The sequence below is a fragment of the Marinobacterium alkalitolerans genome (assembly GCF_017776525.1).
Lineage (GTDB): Bacteria > Pseudomonadota > Gammaproteobacteria > Pseudomonadales > Balneatricaceae > Marinobacterium > Marinobacterium alkalitolerans.
Genome location: NZ_JACVEW010000006.1, coordinates 1 through 12,940, shown reverse-complemented (window position 1 = coordinate 12,940; position 12,940 = coordinate 1). Strand labels below are relative to the sequence as shown.

General features: G+C 47.2%; 13 protein-coding genes. All 13 read left to right on the top strand.

All coding sequences use genetic code 11. From position 1 onward, the window contains the following. The first annotated feature begins 47 nt into the window (after positions 1-47). Entirely contained in the window at positions 48-299 is a 252-nt protein-coding gene (locus H9C73_RS16425) for a DUF2442 domain-containing protein (protein ID WP_209286721.1), read from the top strand. Positions 300-394: 95 nt separating this feature from the next. Continuing rightward, on the top strand, positions 395-1,411 hold the full coding sequence (locus H9C73_RS05085) for a DUF2235 domain-containing protein (RefSeq protein WP_209286720.1): 1,017 nt from the start codon (positions 395-397) through the stop codon (positions 1,409-1,411). A 59-nt stretch (positions 1,412-1,470) separates the two neighbouring features. Continuing rightward, entirely contained in the window at positions 1,471-2,424 is a 954-nt protein-coding gene (locus H9C73_RS05080) for a Gfo/Idh/MocA family protein (protein WP_209286719.1), read from the top strand. Continuing rightward, positions 2,421-3,020: an acyltransferase gene (locus H9C73_RS05075; protein WP_209286718.1), complete on the top strand. Its 600-nt coding sequence runs from the start codon at positions 2,421-2,423 to the stop codon at positions 3,018-3,020. The genes H9C73_RS05080 and H9C73_RS05075 overlap by 4 nt, the downstream gene beginning before the upstream one ends. Before the next feature lie 18 nt (positions 3,021-3,038). Further along, positions 3,039-4,118, top strand: a complete 1,080-nt coding sequence (locus H9C73_RS05070) for a DegT/DnrJ/EryC1/StrS family aminotransferase (protein ID WP_209286717.1) — start codon at positions 3,039-3,041, stop codon at positions 4,116-4,118. After that, positions 4,115-5,185: a dTDP-glucose 4,6-dehydratase gene (gene rfbB / locus H9C73_RS05065; RefSeq protein WP_209286716.1), complete on the top strand. Its 1,071-nt coding sequence runs from the start codon at positions 4,115-4,117 to the stop codon at positions 5,183-5,185. Before H9C73_RS05070 ends, rfbB begins: the two co-directional genes overlap by 4 nt. Before the next feature lie 30 nt (positions 5,186-5,215). Continuing rightward, entirely contained in the window at positions 5,216-6,082 is an 867-nt protein-coding gene (gene rfbA / locus H9C73_RS05060; protein ID WP_209286715.1) for a glucose-1-phosphate thymidylyltransferase RfbA, read from the top strand. Then, positions 6,082-7,140 carry a TDP-N-acetylfucosamine:lipid II N-acetylfucosaminyltransferase gene (locus H9C73_RS05055; RefSeq protein WP_209286714.1) on the top strand — a complete coding sequence of 353 codons (1,059 nt, stop codon included), beginning with the start codon at positions 6,082-6,084 and terminating at the stop codon, positions 7,138-7,140. The genes rfbA and H9C73_RS05055 overlap by 1 nt, the downstream gene beginning before the upstream one ends. Then, a complete protein-coding gene (locus H9C73_RS05050; protein WP_236014101.1) occupies positions 7,140-8,024 on the top strand; it encodes a methionyl-tRNA formyltransferase in 885 nt (294 codons plus the stop codon). Before H9C73_RS05055 ends, H9C73_RS05050 begins: the two co-directional genes overlap by 1 nt. A 2-nt stretch (positions 8,025-8,026) precedes the next feature. Then, entirely contained in the window at positions 8,027-9,160 is a 1,134-nt protein-coding gene (gene rffA, locus H9C73_RS05045) for a dTDP-4-amino-4,6-dideoxygalactose transaminase (protein WP_209286712.1), read from the top strand. Then, complete coding sequence (locus H9C73_RS16325; protein ID WP_328797940.1) at positions 9,157-10,557, top strand: lipopolysaccharide biosynthesis protein; 1,401 nt, start codon at positions 9,157-9,159, stop codon at positions 10,555-10,557. The genes rffA and H9C73_RS16325 overlap by 4 nt, the downstream gene beginning before the upstream one ends. Positions 10,558-10,677: 120 nt before the next feature. After that, entirely contained in the window at positions 10,678-11,772 is a 1,095-nt protein-coding gene (locus tag H9C73_RS05035; RefSeq protein WP_209286711.1) for a glycosyltransferase family protein, read from the top strand. Beyond that, positions 11,769-12,866 (top strand): glycosyltransferase, encoded by a 1,098-nt coding sequence (locus H9C73_RS16320; RefSeq protein ID WP_209286710.1) that lies wholly within the window; start codon positions 11,769-11,771, stop codon positions 12,864-12,866. The genes H9C73_RS05035 and H9C73_RS16320 overlap by 4 nt, the downstream gene beginning before the upstream one ends. Positions 12,867-12,940 lie beyond the last annotated feature (74 nt).

Here is a 12,940-nt window from a genome sequence, read left to right as displayed (position 1 = left end):
GAAGGCACAGCACTTTGAACCTCTTGAACGCATTATAGGCGCAGATCATGATTAAAATTCTCAATGTTGATTATACAAGTCCGTCATCGATCACACTTGAGTTCTCTGATGGCTCAACTGCTATTTTCGATCTGCAGAAGTACCTGTCAGAGCATGAAGGCCCACTGTTGCAGCCACTGCATGATACAGCCTACGCACAAAGACTTTTTATCGATTGCGGTGCCTTGTGCTGGCCAAATGGGTTGGAACTGTCACCAGCCAGGTTGTATGAGTACACACACTCAAAAAAGGTGGCTTAGTCTCACAAAAAGGAACTCTACTCTGACCCCAATTTACTGACCCCAATTTAGGTGCTGCACGATCAACACCGGTTAATCTCCAAGGAAGGAGTCTCATGAAAAAAATCATTATCTGTGCCGATGGCACCTGGCAATCGCCAGTCTCCGATACCGCCACTCACATCTTGCGAATTGCCAGGAGCATTGCACCTGAAGATGGCAGTGGGGATAAGCAGATCGTATTTTACGACTGGGGCGTTGGGGCTGATGGTGATGCAGTGACGAGCGGTATTACAGGCAAGGGCATCGACAAAAACATACTCGATTGCTATCGCTTTCTGGTTCACAACTACGATGTGGGCGACCAGCTTTACCTGTTCGGATTCAGTCGTGGTGCATATACGGTTCGTTCCCTGGCGGGGCTGATTGGCAATTGCGGTATCATACGCTCTGAACATGCAGTCCATATTGCCGATGCCTACGCACTCTATCGGCGTCGCGGCAAAACCTCGGCCCCCAACAGTAGTCGTGCAGCAGCCTTTCGCCGGCAATATGCCATGGAGGAGCAGACAACGGTGCACTTTATCGGTGTGCTCGACACCGTTGGAGCGCTGGGCATACCGGCACCGTTTCTGGGAACTCTGGGTAGCGAGCGTTATTTGTTTCACGATACTGAGCCGGGCAATGTCATTCGCCATGCCCGACATGCGGTATCTATCGATGAAAATCGCCAGGATTTTGAGCCCACCTTGTGGGCGGACTCTGCCGGTATCGATTTGCAGCAAGTCTGGTTTGCCGGTGTGCATTCTGACATTGGAGGCGCCTATGCCGACCGCTCATTGGGTGATTACGCCGGACAGTGGTTGGCCCGCGAAGCAGAAAACTGCGGCCTTGCGCTTATGCCACATTTTTTGGACGACCTGTCGCCTGACCACACCGGTCGGCTGCACAATGAGTACAGAGGCTTCTACCGTCTGCTGCGCCGCCGTGCGGTACGTGACATAGAACCGGTTTTGCACATAAGTGTGCAACAGCGCTGGCAGGATCAATCGGTACGCTACTCGAGCCCCGCACTCACGGCATTATTGGCGCAGGTAGATAATGACTGGAAGCGTGTACGGATGGTGGAGTGAAGGCCTGTGTATCGGGTGCGGTGGTTTTTTGATCTCACTTTTATAGGTTGAAGTAAAGAATGAAGAAGTTTGCGCTTATAGGGGCTGCCGGTTACATCGCCCCCCGCCATATGAGGGCGATCAAAGAGACAGGCCATGAGTTGATCGCGGCACTTGATGTGAATGATTCAGTTGGGATTATTGACAGCTATTTCCCGGATGCTCACTTCTTTACCGAGTTTGAACGTTTCGATCGTCACCTGGATAAGCTCCGACGGAGTGGCGATGCTTCAAAAGCAGACTATGTTGCCATTTGCTCGCCCAACTATCTGCATGATTCACATATGCGCTTTGCACTGCGCTCCGGTGCACATGCTATCTGTGAAAAGCCCTTGGTGCTTAACCCCTGGAATATCGACGGGTTACAAGAGATCGAACACGATACGGGCAGACAGGTAAATACTATTCTGCAGTTGCGGTTACATCCTTCGATTATTGAGCTGCGTGACAAGGTGCGAAATGGCCCTCAAGACCACAAGTATGAAGTTGATTTGACTTACGTAACTTCCAGGGGGCGCTGGTATCTACAGTCATGGAAGGGGGATTCCAAAAAATCAGGAGGAATTGCCACCAATATTGGTGTTCACTTCTATGACATGTTGCATTTCATTTTCGGCAACCTGCAGCAGAATGTGGTGCACTACAGCAGTGACACCAAGGCTGCCGGGTACCTTGAGTACGAACAGGCGCGTGTCCGCTGGTTCCTGTCGATCGATATCAATGATGTTCCAGTCGATTTGCGTGCAACGGGTCAGCGCACCTACCGTTCCATCACCTGTGAAGGCGAAGAGATCGAGTTTTCAGGAGGGTTTACCGACCTACATACCCGTAGCTATGAGGAGATCCTTAAAGGAAATGGTTTTGGCCTGGAAGAAAACCGCGCGGCCATTGAAACCGTTTCAACGATTCGCGATGCCAGTCCGGCGGGGCTGAGAGGCGATTACCATCCCTTCCTGAAACAGGTAGTCGCATGAGTGTCATGATTCACCCAAGCGCTATTGTTGATGAAGGTGCTCAGCTCGGTGAGGGCTCTCGTGTGTGGCACTTCGTCCACATCTGTAGCGGGGCTAAAATTGGCAAGCACGTATCCCTTGGGCAAAACGTCTTTGTCGGCAACAAGGTGACTATTGGCGACCACTGCAAAATCCAGAATAACGTTTCTGTTTACGACAATGTGCACCTGGAAGAGGGAGTGTTCTGTGGCCCGAGCATGGTATTCACTAATGTATATAACCCACGTTCACTGATTGAGCGCAAAAACGAATATCGCGATACGCTGGTTAAAAAAGGTGCAACGTTAGGGGCAAATTGCACGATCATCTGTGGGGTTACTATTGGCGAATACGCTTTCATTGGCGCAGGTGCAGTTATCAACAAGGATGTCTCGGCCTATGCCTTGATGGTCGGCGTACCTGCCCGTCAGACTGGATGGATGAGTGCCTATGGAGAACAGCTGGACTTGCCACTGACAGGAGAAGGTTCTGCCGTTTGCCCCCATACCGGTGATATTTATCAGCTGAACGGTGAACAGGTTACCCGAGTGGAAGCTAAAGTGGTTGATGGCGTCTAACCTGAGCAAGAGTCTGACATGCAATTCATTGATCTTGCAGCACAGCAGGCGCGCATCAAGGACAAGGTTGATGCCGCCATTCAACGAGTACTGGCCCATGGCCAGTACATCTTGGGCCCGGAAGTACATGAGCTGGAAGAAAAGCTGGCTGAGTTCACCGGTGCAAAATATTGTATCACCTGTGCCAACGGCACCGATGCTCTTCAAATTGCCCAAATGGCACTGGGTGTCGGCTTGGGTGATGAGGTTATTGTGCCCGGTTTCAGCTACATTGCCACCGCTGAAACGCCAGCCGTGCTTGGGGCTAAACCGGTTTACGTTGATATAGACCCGCAAACCTACAACCTCGACCCTGGCCTTCTTGAGGCGGCTATTTCACCACGCACTAAGGCAATAATTCCCGTATCGCTCTACGGCCAGTGCGCTGACTTTGATGCTATCAACGCCATTGCCGCTAAGCACGGCATACCGGTCATTGAAGACGCTGCACAGAGTTTTGGTGCGAGTTACAAAGGAAACAAGTCCTGTAACTTGAGCACTATTGCATGCACAAGCTTCTTCCCCAGCAAACCACTGGGCTGCTACGGTGACGGTGGTGCCATCTTCACCAATGATGAAGAACTGGCCAAAGTAATCCGTCAGGTTGCACGCCACGGCCAGGATCGCCGCTATCATCATGTTCGGGTAGGTGTTAACAGTCGGCTGGATACGCTGCAAGCAGCTATCTTGCTGCCCAAACTTGAAATATTCACGGAAGAGATCGAACTGCGTAACCAAGTCGCTGAGAACTACACTCGCTTGTTGAATGAATCGGGTATTACCACAACACCCTACGTAGAAGCTCATAACATCTCTGCCTGGGCGCAATACACTATCCGTGTACAAAACCGCGGGCAGGTACAGCAAAAACTGAAAGAGGCTGATATCCCGACCGCGGTGCATTACCCCATACCGCTGAATAAACAACCGGCAGTGGCAGATGTAAAGGCACAGCTGACAGTGGGTGATGAGGCCGCAGAAGAGGTAATGAGCCTGCCGATGCATCCATATTTGTCTGAGCAGGGGCAACTAGAAGTGGTTGAGGAGTTAACACTGTGAAACTCCTTGTTACCGGCGGCGCCGGCTTTATCGGTTCAGCGGTTATACGCTATATTATTCGGAATACGTGGGATAGCGTTGTTAACGTCGATAAACTCACCTACGCAGGCAACCTTGAAAACCTGCGTGAAGTTGACGGCTCTGATCGTTATGCCTTCGAGCAGCTGGATATCTGCAACCGTCCTGGGCTGGAGCGGGTATTTGCTGAGCACCAGCCAGATGCCATCATGCACTTGGCGGCTGAAAGCCATGTTGACCGCTCGATCGATGGTCCGGCTGCATTTATAGAAACCAACATTGTCGGTACCTATACCTTGCTGGAAGTCGCACGCTGCTACTGGCAGGGACTGGATGACACCCGCAAGCAAGCGTTTCGCTTCCATCATATCAGCACCGATGAAGTCTACGGCGACCTGTTGCACCCGGCAGAAGCGGATGATGTAACCCAACATTTATTTACCGAAACCACCGCCTACGCCCCCAGCAGCCCATACTCGGCCAGCAAGGCCAGCTCAGACCACTTGGTGCGCGCCTGGATGCGAACCTATGGAGTCCCGGTCCTTGTGACCAACTGCTCCAACAACTACGGGCCGTATCATTTCCCCGAAAAGTTGGTTCCGTTAATGATCCTCAACGCAATTGAAGGCAAGCCGCTGCCAGTTTACGGCAATGGCGACCAGATTCGCGATTGGCTCTATGTAGAGGACCACGCCCGCGCACTGTATAAGGTCGTCACCAAGGGTAAAGTGGGCGAAACATACAATATCGGCGGTCATAACGAAAAGCAGAATATCGAAGTAGTCCACACCATCTGCGATATCTTGCAGGTACTGGCACCGAAAGACACCTGTTACCGTGACCTGATCACGAACGTACAAGATCGCCCTGGCCACGACCGCCGCTACGCGATTGACGCAAGCAAAATCCAACGCGAACTGGGCTGGCATCCTGAAGAAACCTTCGAGTCCGGCATTCGTAAAACCGTGCAGTGGTATCTCGATAACCTGGAGTGGTGTCGTCGTGTGCAGGATGGCACCTACCAGCGTGAGTGGCTTGGGCAGCTCTGATTGCAACACATTCAATCACAAGGACAGACCATGAAAGGCATTATCCTTGCCGGAGGCTGTGGCACCCGCTTGTATCCAATCACTAAGGGTGTGTCTAAGCAGCTGCTGCCGATCTATGACAAGCCGATGATCTATTACCCGCTATCGGTACTGATGCTGGCCGGTATCCGTGACATCCTGATCATCTCGACCCCCGAGGACCTACCAAATTTTGAAAAACTGCTGGGCGATGGCAGCAACTTCGGCATTCAACTCAGCCACGCTGAACAGCCCAGCCCTGATGGCTTGGCGCAGGCCTTTATCATCGGTGAAGACTTTATCGGTGATGACAGCGTGTGCCTGGTGCTAGGCGACAACATCTTCTATGGCCAGGGGTTCTCACCCAAGCTGAAACAGGCTGCTGCACGCACGTCCGGCGCGACCATATTCGGCTATCAAGTAAAAGATCCGGAACGCTTCGGCGTTGTCGCTTTTGATGAGAATAACAAAGCTATCTCCATTGAAGAGAAGCCCGAGCAACCCAAGTCCAACTATGCCGTGACCGGCCTTTATTTCTACGACAATGATGTGGTGGAAATCGCCAAGCAGGTAAAACCATCACACCGTGGTGAGCTGGAAATTACCAGCGTCAATCAGGCTTACCTTGAACGTGGTGATTTGAATGTGGAACTGCTGGGCCGAGGCTTTGCTTGGTTGGATACCGGCACCCATGAAAGCCTGCTGGAGGCATCACAGTTTGTACAAATCATTGAAGACAGGCAGGGATTGAAGGTTGCCTGTCTGGAAGAGATTGCATTCAATAACGGTTGGTTAACTAAAGAAAATCTCAAGACTCAAGCAGCAGCACTAAGTAAAAATGGCTATGGACAATATTTACTGAGACTGGTGGGCGAGTAGTGAGTAAAAAGATACTACATGTATGTAATGCGGATAATTTTATTCCGCCATTTATTGATTTTATAGAAAAGCAGTTCGGGCTGGATGGTCATTTTTTCTGGATTAATGGTGACTTTGATTTTTATCCGGTTAAGCAACATAAATCTGCCTATAAAGTTAAAAAAAGTATTACCGGTCAGATGATAGGATTTGTAAAACTTATTTACTTACTGAATACCTCCAGTAAGGTTATCTTGCATGGAATTTTTAATCCTAGGGTTATACTGATTCTATTCCTTATGCCCTGGCTGCTCAAAAAGTGCTATTGGGTTATGTGGGGTGGTGACCTTTATGTTTACCAGCTTGGTGAGAAAAATTGGAAGTGGAAGGTGAAAGAATTTCTTCGACGCCCCGTAATCAAGAATATGGGGCACTTAGTAACTTACATACCCGGAGATGTGGAACTGGCTCGACAATGGTATGGAGCAAAGGGCGAATACCATGAGTGCTTGATGTACATTAGTAATGTGGTTGATCCAGACATGATTCAAGAAGCACAAGCAGGTTCGGAAGAACATTTAGGTATAAACATACTAGTTGGCAACTCGGCCGACCCCAGCAATAACCACATAGAATCATTAGAAAAACTGTTGCCATACAAAGAAGATGAGATAAAAATTTTTGTACCACTTTCCTATGGTAATCATGAATACGCAAAAAAAGTGATTGAAACAGGAAAGGCGTGGTTTGGTGAAAATTTTGTACCCATCACTTCGTTTATGGAGTTTGATGAGTACCTGAAATTTCTTAAAACTATCGATATTGCAATTTTCAACCATAATCGCCAGCAAGCAATGGGTAATACAATAACCTTGTTGGGTATGGGGAGAACTGTATATCTTCGGTCTGACGTAAGTCAGTGGTTTTTTTTTGAAGATAAGGGGATTAAATGTTTAGATTTTAATTTATTTAATAAAAAATTCATCCTAAGTAAAGATGCAAAAAGTAATTCAAAAATTTGCCTGAATTATTTTAACATCATTATGTTACGCCATCAGTATTCAGAAATTTTCAAGTGATGATAAAATTTGGATTCTATCTTTCAGGTGAAAAGGGTTATAAATGCTTAGAGGATTTTGTTGACGCTATTGGATTTTCAAATGTGGCATATGTCTGTTCATCACGCGATTTAAACGTGATGAATGATTACTATGACGATATAAAATCCTTATGCGAACGTCAATCAATTTATTTTTACGATCGCTCAGATCCTGTGGGTTTAAAAGTTGATTATATAGTGGCAATAGGTTGGCGCTGGATAATAGAGGGCCAGGAAAAAATTATTGTTTTTCATGATTCGCTTTTGCCGAAGTATCGTGGTTTCGCCCCATTAGTAAATGCTCTTATCAATGGTGAAGATGAAGTTGGTGTAACTGTTATAAAAGCATCTTCTGAATATGATGCAGGCCCTATTATTGCACAGGCATCAATGCAGGTTAATTATCCAATAAAAATACAAGATGCCATTAAAAAAATATCAAAAATTTATTCTGAATTGTTACTTAAAATAAGTGCGGACCTTATAAAAGGTTTTCCAATAATTGAATACAATCAAAATGATTTAGAGGCATCATTTAGTCCATGGCGTAATGAAGATGACTATTTGATAAATTGGCATGATTGCTCAAAAAAAATTGAGCGGTTTGTGGATGCCACAGGTTATCCATATGCTGGTGCAAAAACAAAAATAGGTAGTAATTTTGTAAGGGTGGAAGAAGTAAATATCATTGAAGACGTTGTTGTAGAAGATAGAAAATCACATGTGGGAAAAGTATTGTTCATGGATGAAAATAAACCAGTAGTTATTTGTGGAAATGGCCTTATTAAATTAAATTCTTTCTATGATGAAAATGGCTGTTCCTTGGTTGGAAAAATACCATTCAGAACTAAGTTTGGTAACTAATCTTGAATATTTTATTTAATAAACCCCCAATCACGGGAAACGAAGAAAAATACACTCTACAAGCACTAAAGAGTCAAAAATTATCCGGGGATGGGCCTTTTGGTCAAAAATGCCAAGCATGGTTTGAAAAGCACCTGCCCTGCAAAAAAGCACTACTCACTCCGTCTGGCACGGCGGCATTGGAGCTGGCCGCTCTGCTGATTGATATTCAGCCCAGCGATGAAGTGATCATGCCGAGCTATACCTTTGCCAGCACGGCGAATGCGTTTGTATTGCGTGGTGCGCAAATTGTGTTTGTCGATATTCGCCCCGACACCATGAACATTGACGAGCAATTGATCGAAGCGGCCATTACCGACAAAACACGTGCCATTGTTGCCGTCCATTACGCAGGTGTTGCCTGTGAAATGGATACCATCATGGAGGTCGCCAATCGATATCAGCTTTTTGTGATCGAAGATGCGGCACAGGGTATGATGAGCTACTACAAAGGCCAAGCACTGGGCACCATCGGTCACATGGGCGCATTCAGCTTTCACGAAACCAAAAACTATACCAGCGGTGGCGAAGGCGGGTTGCTTATCGTCAACGATGAGCAATTCAAGGAAAGAGCTGAAATCATCCGTGAAAAAGGCACCAACCGTAGCCAGTTCTTCCGTGGAATGGTAGATAAATACCAATGGGTCGATGTCGGCAGTAGCTATCTGCTGAGCGAACTGCAGGCTGCGTTCCTGTGGGGGCAATTGGAAAGAGCGGACGAAATTAACACAAACCGACTTGCAAGCTGGAGGGCGTATTACAGTGCACTACAACCACTGCAAGCAGTAGGTAAAGTCAAATTGCCGACCATCCCCGCTGCCTGCACACACAACGCCCACATGTTCTATCTCAAAGTAGCAGGTCTATATGAGCGTAATGTATTGCTTGAGCACTTCAAGGTGAAAGATATATTAGCGGTTTTCCACTACGTCCCACTGCACACGGCTGCAGCCGGTAAACGGTTCGGACGTTTTCAGGGCGAGGATCGTTACACAACCATGGAAAGTGAACGCTTGATCCGCTTACCTATGTGGTATGGACTCCCCAAAGATGATCAAGCATATGTGATCTCAGCCATTGAAGAGTTTTACGTGTGACACCTCGTAAAGTAGCCGCCTTCGCCATCGGCCCCATCAGTAGCGTACTACTGGGCCTTATCACGCTGCCGATTATCACCTGGTTCTTTTCACAGGAAGATGTCGGTCGAATGGCGATGCTGCAGGTCACTATCGGCTTTAGCACACTGTTGTTCAGTCTTGGATTGGACCAAGCCTATGTGCGTGAATTTCATGAGGTATACAATAAACCGGCACTACTCAAACGTGCGATGTTACCGGGTTTATCCATACTGTTTGTGACACTACTGGTCTTATTGTCATTCGGTGGCATGCTTGCTGGATGGCTATTCGAGCGCGGCGAATGGCACTTGAGCCTGTTGATTGCGGCTGTCTTGCTGGCGGCGTTTATATCCCGCTTCCTGTCATTGGTGCTGCGGATGAACGAGCAGGGCTTGGCATTCTCAATGAGCCAGTTACTGTTCAAACTGGTATTACTCGCCATCATCGGTGGCTATGTCTTGCTTGGTGCTGATACAAGCCTGACCTACCTGATGGTCGCAAATACAGCCGCCTTTGTCTTTGTCTGCATGGTATTTGCGTTCAATACCCGTACGGAGTGGATTGCCGGCATAACAGCAACAATTGACCGTCAGCATTTGAAACAGATGCTGCGTTTTGGCCTGCCATTGATATTGGGTGGTGTTGCTTACTGGGGGTTGACTGCTATTGATAAGGTATTGTTGCGCTCGCTGGCAAGCTTTGAAGAACTTGCCATCTATTCAGTAGCCGTGAGTTTTGCCGGGGCTGCAACCATTCTGCAAAGTGTGTTCTCCACCGTTTGGGCGCCCACGGTTTACAAGTGGGCCAGCAACGGCGAAGGGCTGGATAACGTTCACAAGGTAAGCCGTTACATGCTTTGCTTGGTTGTAATGATGTTCTGCGCGGCAGGTCTGCTGTCTTGGATTGTCAATCTGTTCTTACCGGCAAGCTATGTGGAAGTGCAATGGGTTCTTGTGGCTTGCCTTGGCGCCCCCTTGCTCTACACGCTGTCAGAAACCACCGTAGTGGGCATAGGTATCTCACGCCGGAGCAGTTTTGCCATGTTGGCCGCTTTGATTGCCTTTGCAGTCAATCTTGTGGGCAACTGGCTGATGATCCCGCTCTACGGTGCAGCAGGTGCCGCCGTCAGCACCTGTATTTCGTTTTGGATTTTTTTCATACTGCGTACAGAGTTTTCAATATATTTGTGGAAACCGATACCAAGGTTGCTGCTTTACGGATACTCAGCAGCCGTAGTGATTGGAGCCAGCGTGTTTACACTATATGGCTCCAATATTCAATCCTTAATGTTGTTGTTTTGGTTTTTTTTGCTTGTTGCATCGCTGGTTAGCTTTAATAAAGATTTACGAAAAATAAAGGTACTACTAAAAAATTAGATTTATAGGTGTTAAATCGACCGTAACGATTTTTATAAATTTTCGCTTTCTTTTTTATCGTATTCTTTAAATTTATCTTTTTATTCCATATAAACTTATATTATATAAAAAAGGTAAAATTTGAAAATAATTTATCACCATCCACTTCCGCTTGACGCAAAATCAAGTTCGGCATCTGGAATACGTCCTTCACGTATGCTTTCTGCTTTCATAGCCTTGGGTCATGATGTTGACCTTGTTACTGGTTTTTCATCAGAACGAAAAAAAATCATTTTAGAAATTAATGAAAAGATTAAGAATGGGAAAAAATATGATTTTTGTTATTCAGAATCTTCTACTATGCCAACAGTGTTAACAGACCCTCATCATCTACCTTTACATCCCTTTTTGGACTGGGGTTTTTTTAGTTTTTGCAAAAAAAATAATATACCGATTGGACTATTTTACCGAGATATTTATTGGCGTTTTGAAAACTATGCCAAAGGCCTCAACCCAATAAAAAAAGCTGTGGCTAAAGTATCATATGGGTTTGATCTTTGGGTTTACGAAAGAACCTTGAGCAAACTTTACTTACCATCGCTGAAAATGGGTGCGTATGTGCCTCATGTTAGCCCTTCCCTATTTGCCGCCTTGCCTCCCGGGCATGTATCACCGGATATTGTTACTCAGCCAGTTTCAGATCTAGGCATTAGACCCCTAAAGCTTTTCTATGTTGGCGGCATGTCTAGTCACTACCAGATGCATGAATTGTTCAAGGCCGTACTCAACTTGCCTGATGTTCAGCTTGTGCTTTGTACCCGTGAGGCGGAGTGGCGGTCAGTTCAACATGAATACCCTGCACTATCACCCAACATTAAGATAGTGCATCTTTCAGGGATTGAAATGGAAGCACAGCTGCAAGCCTGTGACATCGCGGTTTTGTTCGTAAAACCGCAGGAATACTGGGATTTTGCTTCACCCGTGAAGCTTTTTGAATATCTGGGCTTTCAGAAACCAATACTTGCCAGTGAAGGCACATTGGCAGGGCGTTTTGTTAAGGAGCAGGGGATTGGTTGGTCGTTGCCTTATAATATGAACGCTGTCATGAAGTTACTGGAGGCGTTACACCAACGCCCGGTATTGTTTAACCCCATATACGAGAAATTAAAGCAAGTAGCTCCGCAACATTCGTGGCAAGCAAGAGCAGAACAGGTCATCAAGGATTTGACTCAGTGAAAATCGCTCTTCTCTCCGGCGCCAGCTCGATCCATACGGTCCGCTGGGCTAATGGCTTAAGTGGTGCAGGCCATGAAGTGCATGTCATTACCAAGCAGCAGGCCGTTGATCCCTTCGATAAGGGGGTAAAGGTTCATTTATTCCCATTTCGCGGTGTTTTGGGCTACTTCACTATGGTACCTGCGGTGCGCAAATTGCTAAGGGTTATCCAGCCTGATGTTGTTAATGCCCACTACGCCAGTGGCTATGGTACGACGGCACGATTGGTGGACTATCACCCTTGGGTATTATCAGTGTGGGGTAGCGATATGTACGACTTCCCGCATAAATCACCTGTGCATAAGTGGCTGGTGAAAAAAAATCTGCGTGCTGCAGACCAAGTTGCTTCCACCAGCCACTGCATGGCAGATGAGACACGGACGCTAACACCCGAATTAACGAATATTGTTATCACCCCCTTTGGTGTTGATTTGAATGTTTATGAGGGCCTCAAGCCGGAGGTGGCTGAAAAAAAGCCTAAGCTGGTAATAGGTACAGTCAAATCCATGAAGCCAAAATATGGTGTGGATACGCTGATTCAGGCTTATGCGTTATTGCTTAAGTCTTTAAAAAGCAAACCAGAACTGGAAGCACCTGAGCTGGAGCTGCGATTGGTAGGTGGTGGCGAGCAAACTGCCGAGTTGCAGGGACTGGCGCATCGTTTAGGTGTTGCAGAAAGTGTCAATTTTGTTGGACATGTACCACACGCAAGGGTCCCCCAAGAACTAGCCAAGCTGGATATATATGTAGCGTTAAGCCGTCTCGATAGCGAGAGCTTTGGTGTGGCTATTATTGAGGCGGGGGCGGCAGGACGGCCTGTGGTGGTGTCTGATGCTGGTGGTTTGCCGGAAGTGACTGTGGATGGCAAAACTGGTTTTGTTGTACCACGCGAGAGCCCTAGCAATGCTGCAGCTGCATTAGAGAAGTTGGTACTGGACGCTGAGCTGCGCAACCGAATGGGTGTAGCAGCCCAGGCACATGTTGCCAAACACTACTCATGGGATGCATGTATCGAAACAATGCTGGGTGTATATCAGGCAACAGTGGCTAAATAAGCTGCAAATCGTGATTGGTACGTGCTGGTTTGTCTCTGATATATGTAAGTCAGTAGAAATCCCTAAGGAACTAG